Origin of the sequence: Neorhizobium sp. BT27B, assembly GCF_050455485.1 — a bacterium.
In the GTDB taxonomy this organism is placed as follows: domain Bacteria; phylum Pseudomonadota; class Alphaproteobacteria; order Rhizobiales; family Rhizobiaceae; genus Neorhizobium.
On sequence record NZ_JBCIYT010000003.1, the window covers coordinates 289793 to 313167 of the forward strand.

Below are 23375 nucleotides of genomic sequence, written 5' to 3' on the forward strand. Positions count from 1 at the left end.
CCTCATCCCGGCTCATGAACGTTGAAATTCTGCTTGTCCTAGATCCTGAGGGCGCGGTCCCTCGCATGTCCGATATGCTTGACGAGTGCTGCGACCGCATCCTCGGCGGAACGACGCTCGATGGCTTCCAGAACGGTCATATGCTCGCCCATGACCGAGGCGACGCGGCCGTTGATGCGAAAGCGTTCCTGGTTGATCAGCCGCATCTTGATCGAGTTGACGCGGTAGACATTCGAGATGATGCGGTTGCCGAGCGCATCGATGAAAGCGTCATGCATGCCCCAATCGACCGCCTGCGCTTCCGCCTCCAGTTCCGGCGTCTCGTTTCCGGCAGCAACGGCTGCGGCAAGCTCGCGGTGCTTGGCGATCATCCTGCCGACCAGTTCGTCGGATGCCGAAGCCACGAACAGCGCGACCGCCTCCTTCTCCAGAAACAGGCGCAGCTGAAAGGCTTCCCGGATCAGATGCAGATCGATATGGGCGATCTGCAATCCTCGCTGCGGCACCGTCTTGATCAGTCCCTCGGCCTCCAACCGCGGGATCAGTTCACGGATGGCACCGAGCGGCAGGCCGGTCAGTTCGACAAGCCGGCGCTGCGACACGAACTGGCCAGGCCGAACGTCACGCGCCAGCAGGTGCCGGGTAAAGCTCTCGTAAGCCTTTTCCCGAAGCGTGGGTTCTTCAACCTGCTGGTCGTCATGCCGCGTGGCCATTGCTGTTCCGGTTTTCCTTGTTTCTGCTCAGGCCGCCTTGGTGCGAAAAAGTCCGTCGAAGACATTGCCGAGCTGTTTTTGAACGTCGGTCGATATAGAAAGCAGGGGCGCACGCACCGCAAGCCACTTTTCATCGCCAAGTTCGCGCGCCACCATGGCCTTTACGGCGGGCGTGACCGGATGTTTCAGGAGTTCCACCACGAGTTCCACGACACGGGCGTCCTCACGGCCTTCATTGGCCATGGCGGCAACTTCCGGTGCGGCGAAATTGGCAACGCCGGAAATGGCGCCTTGTCCGCCCAAGCGCACACCCTGAGCCAGATGGCGTTCGTCGCCGATCAGGATGATCAGGTCTGAATGATCCTTCAAGAGCGCCTGTGTGTGCGGCCAGTCGCCGCCCGAATCCTTGACGCCCGTGACGATGCCCGGAAACGCCTCGCGCAGCCGCGCCACCAGCGGCACGCTCAACGTTACCATGGTGACGGATGGGATGTTGTAGACGAGGATGTCGCGGGCCTTGCTGCCAAGCAACGAGAACACCCGCGAGAACCAGCGGAACAGGCCTTCGTCGCTGACATTCTTGAAATAGGAGGGCGGGGCGAGAAGGATGTTGCGCACGCCGCGGTCGAGCGCCTGTCCGGCCTGCTCGGCTGCGTCTTCTGCCGAATCCACCAGCACGCCGACGACGATCTGCTCAGGCGCCACGCCGGCGCTAAGGATCGCCGAAAGCGCGCGCTCGCGTTCCTTCGTGCCGATTGAAGAACCTTCGCCTGTGGTGCCGAACAGGGTGCAGCTGGTGCAGCCGGCGGCAAGACTGCGCTTGGCCTGGGCGATCATCATGTCGAGCACGATGTCACCGTTTTCGTCAAAAGGGGTTGTCAAAGCGACGGAAAGACCGAAGCGGCTCATGAGTGTCTCCTCCACTGATTTCTTAGTGGTAGGTGACTAACATGTCAGTTGTCAACTGATGAGTTGCGAGAGGCGTCGGAGACCCTCGGCGAAGGCCTTGCGGCGCTGGAAGGCTCGATCTTCTGGGGTGCGTCTGTGCCGAGTTATCGGCGCCCGGCCGACTTTTCCGTGTCCGTCTGTTGCGGCGACAGGCGTCTTGCCACCATCTCGGCGGGTTCGGGTCGGCCGAAATGATAGCCCTGGAAAACGTCACAGCCGAGGCGGCGCAGGGCCTCGGCGTGTTGTTTGGTTTCGATACCCTCGGCGATGACGCCGACTTTCAGCGCCTGCGCGATCTGGATGATCGATTTCAGGATACGGCGCTGTTCGACGGAAACGACGACGTCCTTGACGAGATTGCGGTCGATCTTCAGCCGATCCGGGCGGATTTTCACAAGGCCGAGCAGGGAGGCGTGGCCGGAGCCGAAATCGTCGATTTCGATATCGATGCCGAGCGTACGCAACGCCCGGATACGGTCGAGGATCTCGTCGGAGGATTCGTCGAGGAAGATGGTTTCGACCAGTTCGAACGCGATGCCGTGGAAATCCGCACGTCGCCGCTCCAGTTCGGCCAGCAGTTCGGCGTCGTGAAGCCGGGTTGCAGATACGTTGACGGCAATACGTGGTACGGAAAATCCTTCGGTCTGCCAGCGTTCACGGTCTTCCAGAACCCGGTCGAGAACAGTGGCGTCGATGCTGTTGGCAAGACCCGCCTCCTGCGCAATGGGCAGGAATTCGAAAGGTGACAATAGACCGCGTGTCGGATGGTTCCAACGCACCAGCGCTTCCAGTCCGGTGATGGCACCGGTTCGGGCATCGATCTGGACTTGATAATGCGGCACGACTTCCCGCCGCTCCAGCCCGCCCTGAAGCTCTGCGGCCAAGGTGCGCCGGGCCAGAAGTTCGTCCTTGAGAGCGGGATCAAAAAACGCGATGCGGTTTCGGCCGAGCCGTTTCGCCTGATAAAGTGCAACATCGGATTCGGTGAGAAGGTTGGCGCCGGGGCGGGCGTCCAGCGTATAGCCGATGCCGATCGAGACGCCCGAACGCAAGATGTCGTTGCCAAAGGTAATTGGCTCTCCAAGTGCCTTCTGCATGCGTCTTGCGATCTGCTCAAGCTCCTGCGTCGTGGCGAAATCGGTCAGCACGATGACGAATTCATCACCGCCGGTGCGGGCCGCCACGGCATTGGCAGGCGCGGCACCGATGATGCGTGACGATGCCACGCGCAACACGTGGTCGCCGGCACCATGGCCGTGGCTGTCGTTGATCTGCTTGAAACGGTCGAGGTCCAGATGCAGCACGGCAAGCGACCGATAGCGGCCGTCTGCCTGCAAGGCGCGCAGTCGGGCGTCAAAGAAATTCCGATTTGGCAGGCCGGTCAGATAATCATGCTGGGCTGCGTGTTCGATCTCGGCATAGCTGTCGGCGAGTTCGCGGGCGCGCTCTTCCAACTGCACCTTCTGGCTTTGCAGCGCGTGGTGTAGCACGACATCGTCGGTCACATCCCATTCAGCGCCGATCACCGAGGGTTCGCCTTCGTCGGTGAGGTAATAATGGCCGCGTGATCGCAGGTGCCGGACCTCGCCGCCGGGCAGCACGATGCGGAACTGCGAGTCATAATGTCCGTGGCTGGCTATGGCTTTGTCGAAATCGGCGTTGGCGCGCAGCATGTCATCGGGATGAATGGCATTCTGCCATGCGTCTGCAGAGACCCGTCTTTCGGTGCGCCCGGTGCGATATATCCGGTGCATCTGGGCATCCCATAGCAGTTCGTCGCGTGCGAGATTGTGCTCCCAGACGCCCATCTGAGATGCGTCGAGCGCAAGTTCAAGCCTGCGGAAGAGATCGCGATACTCGCGCGTTGTCGATGGAGATTTTGCCACTGCTGTCCTCGAATTTCGAGAATATAGTAGGGCTTGCTTATTAACGTAGTGTTTGTATCGGCAAAATCTTTCTATCACTCGGTTTTCCGTCTCTGCGGAACATCCTGCGGGCGTTCGCGGTTGGAAAAGGGATGCCAGGCAATTTTGAGGAGGCTGTCATGCCGGGAACCAACGACATCGTCATGTTCGTCGCTTTTGATCGCAATGCGCGCGGCGAGACCATTCCGGCTTTTACGCCAAGGCAGGCAACGGACGAGGCTGAGGCAGTAAATGCCGTAGAAATACTGGGGGCTCGCCACGCCGGAGCCGTGGCATGGCGGCGGGAATCACTCCCGGCGATCGGCGAAATAGGCGAGCCTCGTATCATTGCCAAGCGCGGCGCCGTGGGTGATTTCGGCTGATTTTTACGCTTTATTGACCATGCTGACGCATTAGTTGGTGCTAAATGAGGCAATATCGTCTTTTGCGCTATGTCATCAATTTTTGTGCTGGACTGCACGTTATGGCTGTGTTTACATCATCTCACTGAATTTGCATTGCGTTGATTTTCCCGCAGCGGATGCATCCACACGAAGCCCAGAACGAGAAACGGTAGTGCCTGATAAAGCCGGATTTCGACATTTATCCCTTCGTGTTCCCACGCACCTGAATACGGATTTGTCGTCCGTTTTCGGGCAGAGACCGCTACGCTCCGATACCGTTCCGCGGCGAGCTGGCTTGTCCAGCGAAATCATAAAAGTGCTCCCCCGATTTGCGATGGCGTTCCAACCGATCGTGGATACGATGACGGGTGGCGTTTTTGCACAGGAAGCGCTTGCCCGCGGACACGACGGCGAAGGTGCTGCCTCGGTCTTCGACAAGGTGCCGCAATCTGCGCTTCACTTGTTTGAAGCCCTTTGCCGCCAGCGGGCGCTGGAAGCGGTCAAGGAAATCGGCCTCGACGATACGCGGATCAGTCTCAATGTTTCTCCCGAAGCGGTTCTCGATACCGAATTCGGAATTTGCGAGACCATCCGTGTGGCGCGCAGCCTTGGTCTGCATGAACGCCAATTGCTTCTGGAATTCACCGAGAAGGAAAAGGTCGGCGATATTCGCGCGATCCGCGACCTGATCGTGCCGTTCCGCAAGCGCGGCATGATGGTGGCGCTCGATGATTTCGGTGCCGGTTACAATGGCATCCAGACCTTGATGGAGCTGAAGCCCGATGTGGTAAAGTTCGACATGGGGCTGATCAACCGCATCGATACCTGCGAGATGCAGCAGACGCTGATCTCAAGTCTTGCGGAAGCCTGCAGCCGGCTCGACATCATCGTCGTGGCCGAGGGTGTTGAAACGCTGTCGCAGGCGCGCATGCTGCAATCCATCGGGATTGCGCTGATGCAGGGCTATCTTTTCGCCCGGCCGGCGGTCGGCCTGTTACCCACACCGGCTGCCGACATCATGGCGCGGCTGATGTGACGGTAGACGCGGTTCAGGACGGGCAGGCAAGGCTGACGCTTTCCGGAATGCTCGATCTGGCCCGACCCGCCGTGTTGCAGCAATGCCGTGCGCTTGCGCAGCCATATCCGCGTTTCTGCCTTTTCTTCGCCTTTACCGACGGCAACCAACGCGCCGGTGTCGTGCACGTCACCGGCGGCGAATTCGACGCCGTTTGGCGACAAGGGGCGGATCTGATTCGTGGGCTGACCGGTGAGGCCGGGGGCCAAGCCGCCGGCTGGCTGCGTGTCGATTGGGTCGATTCGGTGGAGGCGACCCACTGGGCGCGGCTTCAATCGGCGCTCGGTGATACCAAGCGCAACTATTTCCGTTATGGCATCGCTTTCGATCCGGACTTTCGGCATGCGCTCACGGAGCAGGAGTTGAACGCCAATGCCGTGCTTTATGCCGGCAGTACGGTTACGAACGCCCGGTTCAATCCCGACAATCTGGCCATTTACGGGCGCCTGCGGTTTGGCGCGGAACCGGCGCTTCCGGCGGACGATGCCGAGGTGCTGGTGTTTTCCACCTCCGCAATATTCTGCGACGGCGAGGAACTCCATGCCCTGCATAGCCGTGGTCTGGAAACCGGGCGACGCGTCGTTGGGGCGCTTGATGCTCCAATAGTCAAAGGGATGATCCGATCGGGGTCGGATTTTCTGGCACGCCAGGTGGGTGGCGATGGCCGCTTCGTTTATGGCTATCATCCGTGTTTCGACCGGCAGATCGCCGCCTACAACACGCTTCGCCATGCCAGCACGACCTATTCCATGGTCGAGGCGTTCGAGGTGACGCGGGATCCCGGACTTAAGGTGGCGATTGAAAGATCGCTCTCGCATCTGACGGGGCAGATGATCCGCAGCGTAACTCTTGACGACGGGCGGGAGGGGGCTTTCCTTGTCGATACCGGCGGCGAAATCAAGCTCGGCGGCAATGCTGTGGCCATTCTGGCGCTGGTTAAACATTGCGAGGTGACCGGCGATCGCCGGCACTGGCAGCTGATGGAGAAGCTGGCGATCGGCATTTCTGCCATGCAGGACACGGCCTCGGGCGGTTTCGTGCATGTGCTGGATTTTCCGGGGCTAAAGGTCAAGCAGGCTTTCCGCACGATCTATTACGACGGCGAGGCGGCTTTCGGCCTGATGCGGCTTTACGGCCTGACGCGAGATCCGCGCTGGCTTGCCATTGTCGAGCGGGCATTCGATTATTTCATCCGCGAGGAACACTGGCGTCACCACGACCATTGGCTGGGTTATTGCGTCAACGAGTTGACGCGCTACCGGCCGGAAGAGCGCTATTTCCGTTTCGGCCTGCAGAATGTCGCCGGTTATCTCGATTTCCTCACCGAGCGTATCACCACCTTTCCGACGCTTCTGGAAATTATGATGGCGGCGCGCGACATGCTGGTGCGCATGCGGGCGATGCCCGATCTGCATCATCTTTTCGGCAGTATCGACCTCGAAAAATTCGAGCGGGCGCTGGAGGCGCGCGCACGCCATCTGCTCAACGGCTTTTTCTGGCCGGAAATGGCGATGTTCTTCGGCAACCCGGCGCGCATTGCCGGTTCCTTTTTCATCCGCCATCAGGCCTTTCGGGTGCGGATTGACGATGTCGAGCATTACCTGTCGGGATATGTCGCCTATCTGCGGCATCTCGCCAGCAGTGAGGAATTTCACGATCTCGTCGTCGCGCATGGCAGAGCGCGCATATCGGCGGGACAAGGCGTCTGATTGGCTCAGCCGTGGCTTACCGTTCGCGCAGCGCTTCGCTCGCCTTGTTGAACGGCTTTACCAGATAATCGAACACTGTCTTGGCGCCGGTATGGATGTCGACCGTTGCCACCATGCCCGGCACGATGGGAAAACGTTTTCCCGTGGCGTTGATCAGGGCATCGGCATCGGTCTGGATGAAGACGCGGTAATAATAGACTTCCGGGTCGGCCTCATCGCGCATCGTATCGGGCGAAATGGTGGTGACCTTGCCTTTCAGGTCGCCGTAGACGGCATAGTCATAAGCGGTGATCTTGACGCTGGCATCCTGATCCGGGTGGATGAAGGCAATATCGCGCGGGGCGATACGGGCTTCGATCAGCAGCTTGTCGTCGAGCGGCACGATCGCCATCAGCTTGCCATTGGGTGGAATGACGCCGCCGATGGTGGAGACCTCGATGTCCTTGACGATACCGCGCACCGGCGAGCGCAGGGTTAGGCGGGTGAGCGCATCCCGTTGGCCACGAATGACCGAGGAGAGCGATTCCACCTCGGCGCTGGCCTTTGCCAGTTCCTCGCGCGCCTGCACCACATATTGGGCTTTCGTGTCGACCTTTTTCATCTCCAGTTCGACGACCTGCCGTTTCAGCCGCAGAACCTCGACATTGCTGGCGGCGCCCATGGCGATCAGGCCGGTATTGATCGACAGTTCGTCATTCAGCAGGACGAGCGATTCCGCGATCCATTTCTCCGTCTGCTCGACGCTTTCGCGACGGGCATTGTAGAGATCGGTTTCAGCCCGGATGAGGTCGGGAAAACTGTCCAGTTCCGCCGGGAAGGTCAGGGCGGTCTGGTTGACCTCCGCACGCAGGCGGGCGCTGCTTGCAAGGGCCGCGCGGTATTTGGCAGCACTTTCGCCGACTTCTGATTCCGTAACCGTCGGATCGAGGCGGGCAATGACCTGACCCGGCCAGACGACCATGTCCTGACGTACGTTGAGTTCCGCGAGAATGCCGCCTTCGAGAGACTGGATGACCTGTTCGCGGCTGGTCGGCACCACGCGGCCGGTGCCGCTGGAGACCTCGTCGAGCATGGCAAAATAAGCCCAGACGCCGGCCGCGATGACGAGCACGAAGGCCAGCACGATGATACGCGTGGAGCGGACGAGGCGGGCATCATCCGCTTCCCCGTAGATCCATGAGCGTTCCTCTTCACCGCCATGCCGGTGAATGGTCACGCCATCTCGTTTTTCATGTTTCATGCCGTGGCTTTCGCATGCGCCTGGTTTTGGTCGTCTGAGGTTTGGCGGCGGTCGGTGTCGCTTCCTGCTCGACTTTTGCTGCCGTCGTTTGCTGGAGTTCTGCTGTCTCTTTCGTGATGGTGGCGACCGGCGGAGCAGGCGTAGCTGACGGCTGTGCCGGTTTGATCACGGCCGGCTGCGCCACCGGCGGCGTACCGGCCAGCCGGCGCATGGCGTTATCCTTGCTGTCGTCGAGGGCAATCGCGCCGTTTTCGACGACGATGATGCGGCCGGCCATTTCCAGTACGCGCATCCGGTGGGTGGCAATCACCACCGTGCGGCCATGACTCCATTCGCCGAACTGGCGGATGAAATTGCGCTCCGTCGCCTCGTCGATCGAGGCCGTGGGTTCATCGAGCAGGATGACGGAAGGCTGGCGGATGATCAGGCGGGCGAGCAGAAGCGCCTGCCGCTGGCCGCCCGAGAGGCCGATTCCGCCTTCGAGCAGCACATGTTCCAGACCTTTCGGCAGCTTGCGGATGAACTCGTCGGCGCCAACCATGTTCAGTGCGCCGAGTATCTCGTCGGCCGAGGCGTGTGGTGCGCCGAGCGTGATATTTTCGCGGATCGTGCCGTAGAACAGCCGCGAGTTCTGGGTGAGCAGGCCGACATCGCGGCGCACGTCGGCAGGGTCGATCTGCGGCAGCGATACGGATTCGAGCAGCACTTGGCCGGCAGAGGCTTCGAGCAGGCCGGAAAGCGCTTGCAGAAGCGTGGATTTGCCGGCGCCGTTCTTGCCGAGCACGGCGATATGCTCGCCCGGCCGGATGGACAGATCCCGCACCGAAAGGGCAGGGACGCCGGCTTCCGGGCTGTAACGGAAAACGGCCGACTTGAGGCGATAATCGCCACGAATGCGGGTGAGATGCACACGCGATTCTTCATCCGGGTGATCGACCGGCAGGCGCATCAGCTCGTTGAGGCTGTGCATTGCCACCTTGGCATGCTGCAGGCGGGTCAACACCTGGGCGATCTGCGCCATCGGCGCGATCATCCGCGAGCCGAGCATGGATGCGCCGACAAGCGCGCCGGTCGTCATGTCGCCGGCGATCACCATCGGTGCGCCGACAAAGATGATCACCGCATAAACGCCGGTCTGGACGCTGCCGGTCCAGGTGTTGAGCGTGTTGGCGATATCGCGCGAGCGGATCTGTGCCTCGCCGGTGACGAGGTTGAAGTGGTTCCATTGCTGCTGGAAACGCTCTTCCGCCTGCAGTGTCTTTATATCCTCGATACCCTGTACGGCCTCGACCAGCATGGCGTTGCGAAGAGAGGCTTCGCGCATGGCTTCGCTGGCATGGATGCGGATCTTTCGCTGCGCAAGAATGCCGGGAATGAGCATGGCGAAGATTGCAGCGATCGGCACCAGCACGATGATGCCGCCGATAAACCAGAACAGAACAAGGAAAAGCAGCACGAAGGGCAGATCGGCAACGGCAGTGACCGTGGTGGAGGTCAAAAGCTCTCGCACCTGTTCGAGATCACGCAACTGCGCGATGAACGTGCCGGTGGAGGCGGGGCGGGCGCTGTTCTTGACCCGCAGGGCATGGCCGAAAACAGTGTCCGACATGCGCAGGTCGGCGCGTTTGCCGAGCAGATCGACAACGCCCGTTCGCAGGCGACGCATGAGGAAATCGAAGCCAATGGCAAGCATGACGCCGCTGAACAGCACGTACAGTGTCGGATAGGATTGCGCCGGCACGACGCGGTCATAGACCTGCATGGAAAACAGGATGCCGGTCATGCCCAGAACGTTGGCGACGAAGGATGCCAGCATCACATGGCCATAAGGCCGCAGGTCACGCAGAACGATGCGGCGCAGCCAATTCTTCTGGTAGGGTTTGATATAGGCATCGACACGCTGGTCGGGCACGGCGCGGGCCGGACGCGGAATGAGCAGCCTGTCGACATTGTCCTTCAGTGTTTCCAGCGGAACCGGGGTTTCCAGCCCGCGATCACCACTGAAGGCAAAGCTTGCGAACTCCTTGCCGAGTGCCGTCAGGACGCCGATCCTGCCATCGGAAAGCTGCAGCACGACCGGCAGGTTCCAGCTTGAAAGCCCGGTCGAGCCGGCATTGCCGAACTTGACCTGCAGGCCCATCTGGCGGGCGATGCTGCGGATCATTTCCGGCTCGTCGCTGAGTTCGTCCCATTCGGCGGCGTGGCGAACGCGTTCGACGGATGTGGGCATACGGTAATGCTGGGCGACGTGCTGCAGGGCTTCGAGCCAAGGTTCGAAATGCAGGCTGCCCAGCGATTTCAGCGCGTCAGCCTCCCGTCCGTCTGCGACTTTTTCCGCCGGAGCATCGGAATGCTGTGGCGATGCCTGCGTATTTCTCACAAACTCACTCCACGAACCACGGTTCCGTTCAGACGAAAGGCCTTGCGCGCCATGCCGGAGTTGAAGAGGCAATCGGCATCCAGCTTTCTCAGGTCATGTTCGGTATTGACGGCATCGAAGCGGGCGGCGTGCAGTTCCTGTTCGGCGTTGAGAAGATCGAGCAGGGTGCGGGTGCCGAGCTGCACATATTGCTCGCGGTAGAGGTCGCGGGTCTCGATCATCATGCCGTTGCGTGAGGCAAGCGAAGCGAGCAGCTGTTTGAGGCCCGTCACTTGGCCGCGCGCCTCGTTGAGGCTGCGGCCGGTCTCGAACCGGGCTGCCTGCATTTCGGCTTCGGCTGCCTTCAACGCATAATCAGCGGCATCGCGACGGGCAGCGCTGGCGCCGCCTTCATAAAGATTGCCGACGAGATTGAGGCCAACGGTGAAATCGGGATTGTCGACGCGCGAATAGCTGGAGGAGCCGGCCATATCGTAACTGCCATCCGCCTGAAGCTGGATCGTCGGAAAGATTTCCGAGCGGCTGAGAGCCAGTTTTGCTGCCGCCTCGCGTTTGCCGGCTTCGGCCTGCAACAGCGTCGGCACCTGTTGCCAGTCCGGTTCCAGCACCTCGCAGGCTTTGGATAGGGTCGGCGAGCGCCCGGAGGACAGGGCAACACGGCCGCTGACACCGGCAAGCGCCGAAAGCGTGCTTTCCCAGCGGCTGAGGCTGGACGAAACTTCCATGACCTGCGACTGGGCCGCCTGCACGCGGGCCTCTGCCTGCACCTTGTCCGATCTGGTGCTGGCGCCGCTATCGGTGCGCTGGGTGACGAGTTTTGCGATCTCGCCGACGCCGGCAAGCTGGTCTTTCGCGACCTTCATCATGGCGCGGTAACGCTGCACTTCGATGACGGCATATGTGGTATCGCGCACAATGGTATCGATGCTTTCCAGCATCCGGGCGCGGCTGACGGCTTCGCCGGCCTTTTCCGCCTCGACGGAATTGGAAACCTTGCCGAAATCATAGACCATCTGCGACACCTGCAGGGTGGCGCGCGGGCGAAAGCCGCCGTCGGAACCGTTGCCATAACCGGAATTGAGGCCGCCTTGGACCTTTGGATAATAACCGGCGCGCGCGACGTCGATTTCCTGCGAACTCTGATTGACGCGTCCGGCCGATGCGGTGATCGCCGGATGCCAGGACACGGCGCGCAGCACGGCTTCTTCCAGCGATCCCTTCTTGACGGAAAGCGGTGACGAATAATCGGCTGTTGTTTGCGGCGATGGCAGAGACTGGCTCTGCTCCTGAGAGGTGCGCAGTGCTTCCTCCTTTTGCTGCAAAGGCGAAAGGGATCCGCGTTGAACGGAGCCCGGGTTAAGATTTGCCCCCTTTGCCGCGTCCTCGGACGTGGTCGGGGTCGTACACGAAGTCAAAGTCCAACATCCAAGCAATACAAGAGCAGTCGGCTTTCCCCAGAGCCGTCTGTACATTCACCCTCCGTCGCGCGCGTCATGCGCGGATCGTTTCGACCGGCGATGGGAAAGCCGGCCGCTTCATGTTTTTCCCCGCCTTCGAACGTGATCGAGGCATTCCGATTGTCGCCACTGCCAGTCCGTCCATCAAAACGAACAGATTCGCGTCTTAACTATCACTAATATTCGAAGCTTGTGCGAGAGTGTTTCGGCTACCTTTCGTTGTAAATTCACTTATAGCGTCATATTCGCGACGCTGGACACGTCATGGGGGAGATGCACGGTCGGATTCCGGACGTTTGCCCGTCAGTGCGCATCATGAGGTTCGCCGGCGCTGAGGATCGCCCGGCGCAAGAGATCCTCGTCATGCAGGCCGGTCTGGAACAGATGGATGGCCAGTGCTGCCAGACGAACGGCTTCGGGTTCGCGCGTCGATAATCCCAATATCGTCAGGGCGCGTAGAAACGCCCGTTCTACGAGCGAGATGTCCGGTGGGGATAACGGCGGTTTCGCAATGGTTTGGGGGTGGTTTTCGATCGTTTTCATCCCTCAGGTCGCTGCAGTCTTTTTATATTAGTATAGCATTATGTTCGTTGAGAGGGGGAATGATCAAGTCCGGCGCGATGGCGTGGTTTATGGCCGGTAAACATATGGCAGCGCGCGACCATGGTCGCGGCTCAGTGTTTTGCCTTTGTTTTTTCTTTCGATCGGCAGACGCCACGATGGAACTGTGGAGGCGGGTTATTCGTTGTCAGCGCATTGATCACCAAGGACGAAATCCATGCTGAAATGGGCTCTCATCTTCCTCGTCATCTCCCTCGTCTCCGGTTTTCTCGGTTTTTCGGGGATTTCCGCGGCGACGGCCGGTATCGCCAAGCTGCTCTTCTACATCGCGCTGGTGATCTTCCTGATCTTCCTCGTGCTGGCGCTGATGGCCGGCAGCGCGATCTTCTGATCTCGGATGATCTCGGTGGCGACGTGAATAAAGAAGCCGTCATCGCTCGCGATGGCGGCTTTTGCCGTGAGAGGCTCAGAACCCCTTGTCCTTTACAGACTGCATGACCACAAACGTGGACGTGCTCGCCACATGCGGCAGGGCTGAAATCTTTTCGCCGAGCACGATACGGTATCGGCGGATATCGGCGGTGCGCACTTTCAAAAGATAGTCGAAAGAGCCGGCGATCATGTGGCATTCTTCCACTTCCCGCAGCTTCTTTACCGCAGCGTTGAACTCGCCCAGCGCCGCCTCGCGGGTGTCCGACAATTTCACTTCCGTAAAGGCGATATGATCCAGCCCGAATTTCTGCGGATTGAGCGTGGCGCGAAAACCGGTGATATAACCTTCATCGACCAGCCGCTTCAGGCGAATCTGGCAGGGGGTCTTGGAAAGGCCGACCTTCTGGGACAGATCGGTAATAGACATGCGGCCGTCATCGGCCAGAGCATCGACGATTTTTCGGTCGAAGGCGTCAAGTTCACCAGTGATCGTGGCTTTTGCCATGTGTTTTGACTTTCAAGCGGCGTTATAAAAGAGAAAAACACCAGAAACTGCCCGTATTCAAGTCCGTGCTCTCAAGTGAGAAGATGATATTCAGCAAGCAAAGCGGCGACATCAACGCCGCAGCCCAGATGAGGACATCGCAAATGGCAGACAGAGTGGAACAGCCAGCAGCACCAGGCCCGGTTTCGACGACGCAGATGGATCTGCCCTTTCGCCCGGTTTTCGAAAATTTCGCACCGCCCTTGAGCGAAAAGACGCCGTTGCGCGCTGCCATCACGGCCGCTTATCGCCGGCCGGAGCCGGATTGTGTTGCGCCGCTTCTGGAGGCCGCGACCGTTTCGGAAGAGCTGAGCGCCAAGGCAAAAAATACCGCGCGCAAGCTGATCACCTCGCTGCGGGCAAAACATCGCGGTTCCGGCGTCGAGGGGCTGGTGCAGGAATATTCGTTGTCCAGCCAGGAAGGCGTGGCGCTGATGTGCCTTGCCGAAGCGCTGCTTCGCATCCCCGATACCGCCACCCGCGATGCGCTGATCCGCGACAAGATTTCCGATGGCGACTGGAAATCGCATGTGGGCGGCGGGCGTTCGCTGTTCGTCAATGCCGCCACCTGGGGCCTCGTCGTCACCGGCAAGCTGACCGCCACCGTCAATGACCGCAGCCTGACCGCCGCGCTCACCCGTCTGATCGCCCGTTGCGGCGAACCGGTGATCCGCCGCGGCGTCGACATGGCGATGCGCATGATGGGAGAGCAGTTCGTGACCGGCGAAACCATAACCGAGGCGCTGAAGCGCGCAAAGGATATGGAAGACAAGGGTTTTGGTTATTCCTACGACATGCTGGGAGAGGCCGCGACCACTGCTGCGGATGCCCAGCGTTATTACCGCGACTACGAAAATGCCATCCATGCGATTGGCAAGGCGTCTGCCGGACGCGGAATCTATGAAGGTCCGGGCATCTCGATCAAGCTTTCGGCGTTGCATCCGCGTTACGTTCGCGCCCAGGCCGCGCGCGTCATGGATGAGCTGCTGCCGAAAGTGAAGGCGCTGGCGGCGATCGCAAAGTCCTACAATATCGGCCTCAATATCGATGCCGAGGAAATGGACCGGCTGGAGCTTTCGCTCGACCTCTTGGAAGGGCTTTGCCTCGATGCGGATCTTTCCGGTTGGGATGGTATCGGCTTCGTGGTGCAGGCCTATGGCAAGCGCTGCCCATACGTGCTCGATTTCATCATCGATCTCGCCCGTCGCTCCAAGCACCGGATCATGGTGCGTCTGGTAAAAGGCGCCTATTGGGATGCCGAGATCAAGCGGGCGCAGCTCGATGGTCTCGACGGTTTTCCGGTGTTTACCCGCAAGGTGCACACCGACGTGTCCTATATCGCCTGCGCCAAAAAGCTGCTGGCGGCGACGGAGCATGTGTTTCCGCAGTTTGCAACCCACAATGCCCAGTCGCTGGCGACGATCTATCATCTCGCCGGCCCTGACTTTTATGTCGGCAAATACGAATTCCAGTGCCTGCATGGCATGGGCGAACCGCTGTACGAGGAAGTCGTTGGCGCGAAAAATCTTGGCCGTCCGGCCCGCATCTATGCACCGGTCGGCACGCATGAAACGCTGCTCGCCTATCTGGTGCGCCGCCTTCTCGAAAACGGTGCCAATTCCTCCTTCGTCAACCGTATCGGCGATCCGCTTGTGTCGGTCGACGACCTGATTGCCGATCCGGTGGATGTGGTGAAGGCGATGGTGGAACCGGGGGCGGGGCATGACCGCATCGCGCTGCCGGAAGATCTTTTCGGCTCTGCCCGGAAAAATTCGGCGGGTATCGACCTTTCCAACGAGGATGTGCTGGCTGCCGTATCCGTTGCCGTCAAACAGGGCGCAGGGATGGAATGGCGCGCCGTGCCGCAACTGATTGGCGCAGAGGCCGCCGGCTCGTCGCAGCCGGTTCTTAATCCGGGCGATCATCGCGACACCGTTGGCACTGTCACCGAGGCGACGGAAGAGGAGGCGCGCAATACTGTTGCTCGCGCTGCCGCATCAGCCGCAAGCTGGGCTGCCGTTTCTCCGGTCGAGCGTGCCGAGTGCCTTGAGCGCGCCGCCGACCTGATGCAGGCGGAAATGCCGGGTCTGCTCGGTCTCGTCATGCGCGAGGCCGGCAAATCCATGCCGAACGCGATTGCCGAAGTGCGCGAGGCGATCGATTTCCTGCGCTATTACGCGCAGCAGACCCGCCGCACGCTGGGGCCGGCGCACACCGCACTCGGGCCGATCGTCTGCATCAGCCCTTGGAATTTTCCGCTGGCGATCTTTACCGGTCAGGTGGCGGCGGCCCTCGTTGCCGGCAATCCGGTTCTGGCAAAACCTGCCGAAGAAACGCCGCTGATCGCCGCTGAAGGCGTGCGCATTCTGCGCGAAGCCGGCATTCCGCTGGAGGCGCTGCAATTCCTGCCGGGTGACGGACGGATCGGCGCAGCCCTTGTTGGTGCGCCGGACGTCGCCGGTGTGATGTTCACCGGTTCGACGGAAGTGGCGCGGCTGATCCAGAAACAGCTGGCCGACCGTGTGTCTGCTTCCGGCCGTCCGATCCCGCTGATCGCCGAGACCGGTGGCCAGAATGCCATGATCGTCGACTCTTCGGCGCTGGCCGAGCAGGTGGTCGCCGATGTCATCGCATCCGCCTTCGACAGTGCCGGCCAGCGTTGCTCGGCTCTCCGGGTTCTGTGCCTGCAGGAGGATGTCGCCGACCGTATTCTGCATATGCTCAAGGGCGCACTGCATGAATTGACGATCGGCCGTACCGATGTGCTGTCGGCCGATATCGGCCCGGTCATCACGGCGGAAGCCAAGGGCAATATCGAAGGCCATATCGAGGCGATGCGCAAGCTCGGCCGCAAGGTGGAGCAGATCGATCTTGGCGACAACGCTTCCGTCGGTACCTTTGTCGCGCCGACGATCATCGAACTGCCGTCACTCGCCGATCTCACACGCGAAGTTTTTGGACCCGTCCTGCATGTGATCCGCTATCGCCGCGCCGATCTCGACAAGCTGATCGACCAGATCAACGGCACCGGTTACGGCCTGACCTTTGGCCTGCACACACGTCTCGATGAAACCATCGCGCATGTGACGAGCCGCGTGAAGGCCGGTAATCTCTATGTCAACCGCAACGTCATCGGTGCCGTCGTCGGTGTGCAGCCTTTTGGCGGGCGCGGCTTGTCCGGTACGGGCCCGAAGGCGGGCGGGCCGCTTTATCTCGGCCGTCTGGTTGGCGTGCAGCCGGAACCGCCGCAGCTGAGTTCGGTGCATCGCGACGAGGCGACCGCCGATTTCGCCCGCTTCCTCGATGAGAGCGGCGAGGCCGATGCGGCTGAAGTGGTGCGTACGCTGGCAAGCACGTCGGCGCTGGGGCTGGAGCAGGAACTGCCGGGTCCGGTGGGCGAGCGCAATCTCTACGGCCTGCATCCGCGCGGCCGCATCCTGCTTCTGCCGCAGACCAAGGGTGGGTTGTTCTGGCAGCTCGGGGCAGCGCTTGCGACCGGCAATACGGTCGTGGTCGACGAGACGAGCGGTCTGCGCGATGTGCTTGCTGGTCTTCCTGTGTCCGTTTCGGCACGGATCAGCTGGGCAAAGGACTGGTCGGAGCAGGGGCCTTATGCCGGTGCGCTGGTGGAAGGTGACGGCGAACGGCTGAAGACGGTGAACAAGGCGATTGCCGCCATGCCGGGGCCGCTGGTTCTGGTGCAGTCGGCAACCACGGAAACGCTGATCGCCGATCCGCAGGCCTATTGCCTGAACTGGCTTCTGGAAGAGGTATCAATCTCCACCAACACGGCAGCGGCCGGCGGTAATGCCAGCCTGATGTCGATCGGATAGCGCTCAGCGGGGCTATCCAACAAAAAGGCCGCGCGGGAAACCGCTGCGGCCTTTTTCATGGGGCAAATTTTCTCACGTATCAGTCGTCAACGCCGGCCATCTGTTCCGGTGTTGCCATGATGTCGTTACCCAGCGTGTTGTCGGCATATTTCAGACCGAGAATGCCCAGTACCGATACGACCATGATCACGAATACAATGCGCATGCGAAAACTCCTTGTGGGTAAGCGGAAAACGACGATTGCCTGATCGCGGTTCCCGATTGCCCGGCTTCTCAAGGGTTATGTAGGAATGCTGTGGCCAATCCGCATCAGTCCGTTCGGCTGAAAGACGGGGCGATCACGCCGAAGTGTCGGGTTCAGTCTCGGTTTGAACAGGGTGTACCGCCACTCCGCTCTGTGCCTTCACGCTCTATCCCGCTCCACTGTCATCCGGCTGTAAAAATCACACTCTAAAGAAGCTTCCATAGTGATTGCACGCCTGTGCAACGGGGGCGAATATGAGTGATGACGGGTTTCTTCAACTGCGTGGCGTGGCCAGCCGTTATGGCCAGACGCGGGTCCTGAAGGACATCGATCTGTCGATCGGCAAGGGTGAGTTCGTGGCGCTGCTGGGCTCTTCCGGTTGCGGCAAGACCACGCTTCTGCGCGTCATCGCCGGCTTCATCGAACCGTCCGACGGGCAGGTCACCGTCAATGGTCGCGACATCACCCGCCATCAGCCGGACAAGCGCGGCATGGCGCTGGTGTTCCAGTCCTACGCATTGTGGCCGCACATGACGGTGGCGCAGAATATCGGCTACGGCCTGAAGCTGCGTGGTATCGCTCGTGAGGAAATCGCGCGGCGTGTTGCGGAGATGGCGACCATGCTCGGCCTTGGCGGCCTGGAGGGGCGCAAGCCCGCAAATCTCTCCGGCGGCCAGCGCCAGCGCGTGGCGCTGGGCCGGGCACTTGCCGTCGATCCGGAAATCCTGCTGCTCGACGAGCCGCTTTCCAATCTCGATGCCCGTATTCGTCTCAGCGTGCGGCATGAGCTGCGGGCCTTGCAGAAGCGGCTCGGCATCACCGCCGTTCACGTCACCCATGATCGCGAAGAGGCGATGGTGATGGCTGACAGGATCGTCATTCTCGATGGCGGTCGCATTGCACAGCAGGGCTCGCCGGAAGAGGTCTATAACCGTCCGGCATCCTCCTTCGTTGCCGCCTTCATGGGCGCTGAAAACCTGCTGCATCTCGATGGTGTTCGCGACGGCGACAATTTTCTGCTGCAGCCGGGTGCTGCGGGCGAGGGTGGCTCGGTGCCGGTCGGTGATCGTCCGCTTGGCAGCGGCCCGGTCGAGGCGCGTTTCCGCCCCGAAGCGGCAAAACTGTCCGACATCGATACGCCGGCGACCATGCCCGGTGCGCGCTTCTTCGGCGAGGTCGTGGCCGTCAGTTATCCCGGTGGCCATTGGCGCCATGCGGTGCGCATCGGTGAGCGCGAAATCATGGCCGATGCCGATCGGGCTTTTACGCCGGGTCAGCCGGTTGCGGTGTTCGTACCGGCGCAGACGCTGTTCCTGTTCAATTCGCCTTCGGGCGATCCAGTTTCCCGCCCCGGCGTATCGCCGGAGGCGGTGAAAATTCCAGCCTGACTTTTCTCTGATCCGACTTCAATCTCTGGAGAGACCCATGAAGAGATTTTCCTACGCTGCCATCGCCGTCACGCTTACCGGTATTTCGGCTGCCTTCCCGGCCAAGGCCGCGGAACTGACGGTTGCCACTGCCGGCGACCAGAACATGGTCGATTACATCAACCAGTATCTCGGACCGTTGTTCGAAAAGACCTATCCGGGCAACACGGTTCGCGCCGTGGGCACCGGCCCGGGCGATGCCGGTTCGCAGAAACTCTTGGAGCGTTTTGACGCGCAGGCTGCTGCCAAGTCCGAAAAGTGGGATGTCGACGTTGCCGTCGTCCACGAAAAGTTCGTTGGCCCGATGGTCACCAAGGCGTATCTCGCAAAGTATCGCGACGATATCGACACCGGCAAGCTGGTAACACGTGGCAATGCCAAGATGGCGCTCGGCACCAATGTCGACGGTTACGTCATGCCGATGTTCAACAGCCAGACGGCGATTGCCTATAACCCCGATCTCGTTCCGAACCCGCCCAAGACCTACAAGGATCTGGCCGAGTGGGCCAAGGCCCACCCAAAACAGTTCGGTTATAACGGCATCAAGGGCGGCGCTTCCGGCGTGTCCTTCGTGATGGGCTGGATCTACGCCTTCGGCGACAGCGATGCCAAGGTGCTCATGAACGGCCCGTTCAACGCCGATGACACCAAGAAGTGGGACGGCGCCTTCAAGAGCCTTGCCGAGTTCACCACCAATGCGACGCTGACGCCGGGCAATGCCGGCACGCTTGACCTGCTGTCGCGCGGCGAAATCGCCATGGGCCCGGTCTGGGTCGACATGTTCTATTCGTGGCAGGCCAGCGGCCAGCTGCCGCCGACCATGAAGCTGGTTCTGCCGGCTCCGGGCATGCCGGGACAGCCGATGCATTACGTCATCCCTGAAAAGACCGCCCAGAAGGACCTCGCCGAAAAGTTCGTGGCGCTTGCCACCAGCCCGAAGGTACAGGCCGAAGGCATCGTCAAGCGCTTCAACTGGTATCCGGGCATCGACGCCGACAAGGTCAAGGCCGAACTCGACGACGCCACCTGGAACAAGCTTTTTGTCGACATCTCGCCGGCCGATCTGGCTGAAAACGGCAAGCCTTTCCCGATCGCTCCGTACAACTCGGCGATCCTCGAGGCTTACGAGAAGTCGGTGAAGTAAGCCTCAAGCTTTTTCTTCTCCCCTCGGGGAGAAGGTGGCCCGGAAGGGCCGGATGAGGGGGGGCAGGGCGGCACATTCGACGCTTCTGTTCGCGCCTGCTTGCGTTGGTGCTTCCCCCTCATCTGTCCTTCGGACATCTTCTCCCCGCTGGGGAGAAGAAATCACGTGCAGTCGCACTCAGCGAGCAAACCCATGTCCAGACGTCTCCTCGGTCTTCTCCTCGTCCTGCCCGCATTGGCGGTGATCGCGCTGTTGTTCATCCTGCCGCTGATCATGTCGGCTGTCGGCGCATTTCAGGTCGATGGCTCCTTCGGCTGGGGCAATTTCACAAAAACCTTCGATCTCTACACGAAGGACATCATTTTCACTGTCGTCATCGTGTCGCTGTCGACCGTGCTGATCGGCTTTGCCTCGATCGCCATTGGCGGTTACCTGACACTCGGCGGCCATCCGCTCGCCGTGGCGGCGCTGCGCTTTCTCTATCGCTGGCCGATGTTCATTCCCTTCATCGTCGTCGGGCAGTTGATGCGCACGTTCCTCTCCAAGAACGGCATGATGAACAATACCGCCGTCAGTCTCGGGCTGATGACGCCGCTCGATACGGTGAGTTTTCTCGACTGGCGCGGCATCGTCTTCGCTTTCGTGTGGAAACAGACGCCGTTCGTGGCGCTGCTGGTGGCCGGCGCCATGGCCTCACTCAACCGCGATACGATCGAGGCGGCCCGTAATCTCGGTGCCTCGAAACTGCGCGTCCTTTTCGAAATCATCGTGCCGCAGGTGGCGGTGACGCTCACCGTCGGCCTGATCCTTTCCTTCGTCACCATGATGTCGGTGCTGTCGGTGCCGTTGATGATCAACGCCCAAACGCCGACCATGCTGACCGCCGACATCGCTTTCCGCGTCAATGCCTATGGTGATTACGGCGTCGCCAATGCGCTCGGCCTGATCTCGCTGGTGCTCGCCTCGTCGGTCGCCTGGATCTATCTCCGCATCAGCCTGAAGGAGCGGACATGACCGCCTTGCGCAACAATCTTGCCGCCCTCTGGTGGGTGCCGCGCGGCATCATTTTCGGACTGATGGCCTTTTTCATCTTTGGGCCACTGTTCAACATGCTGCTCTGGACCGTGACGGAGAAATGGTATTTCCCGCACACGTTTCCGCTCGAATACGGGTTCAGTTCATGGGCAAAGGTGTTTGCACCGCGCGGCGGCGCGCTGGAATCGCTCGGCAATTCGCTGGTCGTGGCGCTTCTGACGGTGGCCGTGGCGCTGGCTTTGGCGATCCCGGCAGGTTATGCGCTGGCGCGGCTGAAACTGCCGCTGCGGGGCCTCATCCTGCTGGCTTTCCTCATCCCGCAGGCGTTTCCGAACCTGACGGTCTACGTCAATATCGCCCGCATATTCTATGAAATCGGCCTCAATGGCACGATCCCCGGCGTTGTGCTCGTGCATGTCTCGCATGGCGTAGTTTACGCCGTGTGGATCGCCACTGCCGCCTTTTCCGCCATTGATCCGGAACTGGAGCAGGCGGCACGCAATATCGGTGCGGGGCCGATGCGGACCTTCCGCGATGTGACCTTGCCATTGGCGGCGCCCGGCCTGATGGCGAGCGCGATCTTCGTGTTCTTGGAAAGCCTCGACGAATTTACCGGCAGCTTTTTTGTCGGCGCGCCTGACGTCAACATGCTGCCGCTGCTCCTCTACACCAGCGCATCCGGCGGCAATTACCAGATCGCCTCGATCACGGCCTTGCTGCTGCTCGTGCCATCGCTGGTGTTCATGCTCCTGGTGGAACGTTTCCTGAAAGCCGACGTGCTGTCGCGTGTCGGACATTGAGGCTGAGATGACAGACGAAGACAAATCGCAAGCCAACAGAATGCGTTTCGTCAGCGCCCAGCAGGTGGCGGAACTGGCCGGCGTTTCCCGCTCGGCGGTGTCGCGCACCTTCACCAAGGGTGCAAGCGTGGCACCTGCCACCCGCGAAAAGGTGCAGGCGGCGGCCAAGGCGCTTGGTTACCACGTCAACGATCTGGCGCGTGGCGTGCTCAACAACCAGAGCCGGCTGGTGGGCATCGTCGCCATGAAGCCGGAACTGGGGTTTCGCGCGCATCTGACGGCAGCGCTTGCCAAGGCGCTGATCCGCCGTGGCAGCATCCCCATCCTCATCAATACCGGGCAGACCGAAGCCGAACTGCTGGCGGCGCAAAAAATGCTGATCGGTCATCGCGCCGAAGCCACCATCGTGCTGTCCGGTTCGCCGCCGGCGGCGTTTTTCGAAGAGGCACAGCGCAATGGCCAGCCGCTTGTGATGATCGGCCGCTCGGAAGCAAATGCCGACCATGTGCATGCCGGCAATTCGGAGGCGTCGCGCAAGGCGGCCGATGTTTTCGCCGGGGCAGGGCGCAGACATCTGGCGGTGGCCACTTCGTCTTCCGGCACGCCGAGCATTCTGGAACGTGAGACGGCATTTATCGAGGCCGCGCAGGCGGCTGGCTGTCGCACCTCCGTGGCGCGCGGTGGTGCGGAGTCCGATTATACGACGGGTCTGGCTGTCGCGCGAAAACTGTTTGCCGGTGATGACCACCCTGATGCGGTGTTTTGCACCAATGACCTGATCGCCTTCGGTCTGCTTGACCACCTGCGCTGTGAGCGCGGGCTGCGGGTGCCGGAGGATGTTGCCGTGATCGGTTTCGACGACGTGCCGGAAGCGGCATGGCTCGGTTTCCGTCTGACTACGTTCCGGCAGGATCCGATCGTGATGGCAGACCGGGCTGTGGAACTGCTGCAACGGCGAATCGACAATCCCGATGAACCGCCGTTTCACCAGCGCGTCATCCCCGAACTGGTGGTGCGCGACAGCTTCTGGCCGGTTTACGGCGCGCAGGAATGACGGGGCCCCGCAGTTTCTGGGGACGACGGTGCGGTTGCTGGCCCTTGTGCGGCACTGACGGGGACAGGGGTCGCAAGCTTCGGTAATGGCCGATGCGATAACAGCGTCTCTCTGACAACCTTGACCGCCGGACAATGATGGAAAACGCCAATCAGAATTATCGTGTGACCGCCGCCAGCGCACTGGTTGCGGAGTTGACGACGGCCGCCGGGTCGATCGGCGACGTCAAACCGCATCAGCGCAAGATCCTCGTGGCGCGGGCGGCGGCGGCGATCGAAACCCAGCGGGAATTGCTCGATATCGGCAAGGGCGCCGCCTCGCTTCCGACGGGAATCGTTTCCGATCTGGACATGCTGCGGCGCGAATCGGCGAGCTTGCCGGACGCCTTGGCGGCGCAGATTTTGCGGCAGGTGGCCGATGAAATCCGCCGTCTGGCCGATCTCGTCAAACAAACGATCTGACATTTTCGTC

General features: G+C 60.9%; 19 protein-coding genes and 1 pseudogene. 11 read left to right on the plus strand and 9 right to left on the minus strand.

Annotated features, from left to right (window positions below; translation table 11 throughout):
* Window positions 1-38 precede the first annotated feature (38 nt).
* The 3 genes from AAIH70_RS10105 to AAIH70_RS10115 all read right to left on the minus strand — a co-directional run bounded on the left by AAIH70_RS10105 (window position 39) and on the right by AAIH70_RS10115 (window position 3547).
* Window positions 39-713 (minus strand): GntR family transcriptional regulator, encoded by a 675-nt coding sequence (locus tag AAIH70_RS10105; protein ID WP_132272116.1) that lies wholly within the window; start codon window positions 711-713, stop codon window positions 39-41.
* A gap of 27 nt (window positions 714-740) precedes the next feature.
* A complete protein-coding gene (locus AAIH70_RS10110) occupies window positions 741-1622 on the minus strand; it encodes a dihydrodipicolinate synthase family protein (protein WP_132272117.1) in 882 nt (293 codons plus the stop codon).
* A 143-nt stretch (window positions 1623-1765) separates the two neighbouring features.
* Window positions 1766-3547, minus strand: a complete 1782-nt coding sequence (locus AAIH70_RS10115; protein WP_430033966.1) for a putative bifunctional diguanylate cyclase/phosphodiesterase — start codon at window positions 3545-3547, stop codon at window positions 1766-1768.
* 158 nt (window positions 3548-3705) lie between these two features.
* Between AAIH70_RS10115 and AAIH70_RS10120 the strand changes: the two genes are divergently transcribed.
* From AAIH70_RS10120 to AAIH70_RS10130, 3 genes are all read left to right on the plus strand, one after another.
* Window positions 3706-3948, plus strand: a complete 243-nt coding sequence (locus AAIH70_RS10120) for a hypothetical protein (protein ID WP_132272118.1) — start codon at window positions 3706-3708, stop codon at window positions 3946-3948.
* 355 nt (window positions 3949-4303) lie between these two features.
* Window positions 4304-5005 (plus strand): EAL domain-containing protein, encoded by a 702-nt coding sequence (locus tag AAIH70_RS10125; RefSeq protein WP_430033968.1) that lies wholly within the window; start codon window positions 4304-4306, stop codon window positions 5003-5005.
* Window positions 5002-6753, plus strand: coding sequence for a hypothetical protein (locus AAIH70_RS10130; protein ID WP_430033970.1), 1752 nt, complete (start codon window positions 5002-5004; stop codon window positions 6751-6753). The genes AAIH70_RS10125 and AAIH70_RS10130 overlap by 4 nt, the downstream gene beginning before the upstream one ends.
* Window positions 6754-6769: 16 nt before the next feature.
* On the opposite strand, the gene AAIH70_RS10135 is transcribed toward AAIH70_RS10130, so the two are convergent.
* The 4 genes and pseudogenes from AAIH70_RS10135 to AAIH70_RS10150 all read right to left on the minus strand — a co-directional run bounded on the left by AAIH70_RS10135 (window position 6770) and on the right by AAIH70_RS10150 (window position 12373).
* Window positions 6770-7993, minus strand: a complete 1224-nt coding sequence (locus tag AAIH70_RS10135) for an HlyD family efflux transporter periplasmic adaptor subunit (protein ID WP_132272120.1) — start codon at window positions 7991-7993, stop codon at window positions 6770-6772.
* 172 nt (window positions 7994-8165) lie between these two features.
* Window positions 8166-10373, minus strand: a pseudogene (locus tag AAIH70_RS10140) (type I secretion system permease/ATPase); the annotation flags it as partial.
* Window positions 10370-11695, minus strand: coding sequence for a TolC family outer membrane protein (locus tag AAIH70_RS10145; protein ID WP_245519038.1), 1326 nt, complete (start codon window positions 11693-11695; stop codon window positions 10370-10372). The pseudogene AAIH70_RS10140 and the gene AAIH70_RS10145, both read right to left, overlap by 4 nt.
* A 438-nt stretch (window positions 11696-12133) precedes the next feature.
* On the minus strand, window positions 12134-12373 hold the full coding sequence (locus AAIH70_RS10150; protein WP_132272122.1) for a hypothetical protein: 240 nt from the start codon (window positions 12371-12373) through the stop codon (window positions 12134-12136).
* Between the two features lie 235 nt (window positions 12374-12608).
* On the opposite strand from AAIH70_RS10150, the gene AAIH70_RS10155 reads away from it, so the two are divergent.
* The gene (locus tag AAIH70_RS10155) at window positions 12609-12782 is read left to right on the plus strand and encodes a DUF1328 domain-containing protein (RefSeq protein ID WP_132272123.1); all 174 of its coding nucleotides are present in this window, start codon (window positions 12609-12611) and stop codon (window positions 12780-12782) included.
* Window positions 12783-12857: 75 nt separating this feature from the next.
* Here AAIH70_RS10155 and AAIH70_RS10160 read toward each other — a convergent pair whose 3' ends face one another.
* Window positions 12858-13328, minus strand: a complete 471-nt coding sequence (locus AAIH70_RS10160; RefSeq protein WP_132272124.1) for an Lrp/AsnC family transcriptional regulator — start codon at window positions 13326-13328, stop codon at window positions 12858-12860.
* A gap of 197 nt (window positions 13329-13525) precedes the next feature.
* On the opposite strand from AAIH70_RS10160, the gene putA reads away from it, so the two are divergent.
* The gene (gene putA, locus AAIH70_RS10165) at window positions 13526-17200 is read left to right on the plus strand and encodes a trifunctional transcriptional regulator/proline dehydrogenase/L-glutamate gamma-semialdehyde dehydrogenase (protein ID WP_430034206.1); all 3675 of its coding nucleotides are present in this window, start codon (window positions 13526-13528) and stop codon (window positions 17198-17200) included.
* A gap of 79 nt (window positions 17201-17279) precedes the next feature.
* On the opposite strand, the gene AAIH70_RS10170 is transcribed toward putA, so the two are convergent.
* Entirely contained in the window at window positions 17280-17405 is a 126-nt protein-coding gene (locus AAIH70_RS10170; protein WP_281033526.1) for a hypothetical protein, read from the minus strand.
* A 293-nt stretch (window positions 17406-17698) separates the two neighbouring features.
* On the opposite strand from AAIH70_RS10170, the gene AAIH70_RS10175 reads away from it, so the two are divergent.
* The 6 genes from AAIH70_RS10175 (at window position 17699) to AAIH70_RS10200 (ending at window position 23365) form a co-directional block, all read left to right on the plus strand.
* A complete protein-coding gene (locus AAIH70_RS10175; protein ID WP_132272125.1) occupies window positions 17699-18832 on the plus strand; it encodes an ABC transporter ATP-binding protein in 1134 nt (377 codons plus the stop codon).
* A gap of 37 nt (window positions 18833-18869) precedes the next feature.
* Window positions 18870-20015: an extracellular solute-binding protein gene (locus tag AAIH70_RS10180; protein ID WP_132272126.1), complete on the plus strand. Its 1146-nt coding sequence runs from the start codon at window positions 18870-18872 to the stop codon at window positions 20013-20015.
* A gap of 192 nt (window positions 20016-20207) precedes the next feature.
* On the plus strand, window positions 20208-21029 hold the full coding sequence (locus AAIH70_RS10185; RefSeq protein ID WP_132272127.1) for an ABC transporter permease: 822 nt from the start codon (window positions 20208-20210) through the stop codon (window positions 21027-21029).
* Window positions 21026-21850, plus strand: coding sequence for an ABC transporter permease (locus AAIH70_RS10190; RefSeq protein ID WP_132272128.1), 825 nt, complete (start codon window positions 21026-21028; stop codon window positions 21848-21850). The genes AAIH70_RS10185 and AAIH70_RS10190 overlap by 4 nt, the downstream gene beginning before the upstream one ends.
* 7 nt (window positions 21851-21857) lie before the next feature.
* Complete coding sequence (locus tag AAIH70_RS10195) at window positions 21858-22904, plus strand: LacI family DNA-binding transcriptional regulator (protein WP_245519039.1); 1047 nt, start codon at window positions 21858-21860, stop codon at window positions 22902-22904.
* Window positions 22905-23041: 137 nt separating this feature from the next.
* Entirely contained in the window at window positions 23042-23365 is a 324-nt protein-coding gene (locus AAIH70_RS10200) for a hypothetical protein (protein ID WP_430033975.1), read from the plus strand.
* The last annotated feature ends 10 nt before the right edge of the window (window positions 23366-23375 follow it).

Coding starts and splice junctions, on each gene's coding strand:
- AAIH70_RS10105 (WP_132272116.1), bottom strand. CDS start 713: ATGGCCACGCGGCATGACGACCAGCAGGTTGAAGAACCCACGCTTCGG.
- AAIH70_RS10110 (WP_132272117.1), bottom strand. CDS start 1,622: ATGAGCCGCTTCGGTCTTTCCGTCGCTTTGACAACCCCTTTTGACGAA.
- AAIH70_RS10120 (WP_132272118.1), top strand. CDS start 3,706: ATGCCGGGAACCAACGACATCGTCATGTTCGTCGCTTTTGATCGCAAT.
- AAIH70_RS10125 (WP_430033968.1), top strand. CDS start 4,304: ATGGCGTTCCAACCGATCGTGGATACGATGACGGGTGGCGTTTTTGCA.
- AAIH70_RS10135 (WP_132272120.1), bottom strand. CDS start 7,993: ATGAAACATGAAAAACGAGATGGCGTGACCATTCACCGGCATGGCGGT.
- AAIH70_RS10150 (WP_132272122.1), bottom strand. CDS start 12,373: ATGAAAACGATCGAAAACCACCCCCAAACCATTGCGAAACCGCCGTTA.
- AAIH70_RS10155 (WP_132272123.1), top strand. CDS start 12,609: ATGCTGAAATGGGCTCTCATCTTCCTCGTCATCTCCCTCGTCTCCGGT.
- AAIH70_RS10160 (WP_132272124.1), bottom strand. CDS start 13,328: ATGGCAAAAGCCACGATCACTGGTGAACTTGACGCCTTCGACCGAAAA.
- putA (WP_430034206.1), top strand. CDS start 13,526: ATGGATCTGCCCTTTCGCCCGGTTTTCGAAAATTTCGCACCGCCCTTG.
- AAIH70_RS10170 (WP_281033526.1), bottom strand. CDS start 17,405: ATGCGCATTGTATTCGTGATCATGGTCGTATCGGTACTGGGCATTCTC.
- AAIH70_RS10175 (WP_132272125.1), top strand. CDS start 17,699: ATGAGTGATGACGGGTTTCTTCAACTGCGTGGCGTGGCCAGCCGTTAT.
- AAIH70_RS10180 (WP_132272126.1), top strand. CDS start 18,870: ATGAAGAGATTTTCCTACGCTGCCATCGCCGTCACGCTTACCGGTATT.
- AAIH70_RS10185 (WP_132272127.1), top strand. CDS start 20,208: ATGTCCAGACGTCTCCTCGGTCTTCTCCTCGTCCTGCCCGCATTGGCG.
- AAIH70_RS10190 (WP_132272128.1), top strand. CDS start 21,026: ATGACCGCCTTGCGCAACAATCTTGCCGCCCTCTGGTGGGTGCCGCGC.
- AAIH70_RS10195 (WP_245519039.1), top strand. CDS start 21,858: ATGACAGACGAAGACAAATCGCAAGCCAACAGAATGCGTTTCGTCAGC.
- AAIH70_RS10200 (WP_430033975.1), top strand. CDS start 23,042: ATGGAAAACGCCAATCAGAATTATCGTGTGACCGCCGCCAGCGCACTG.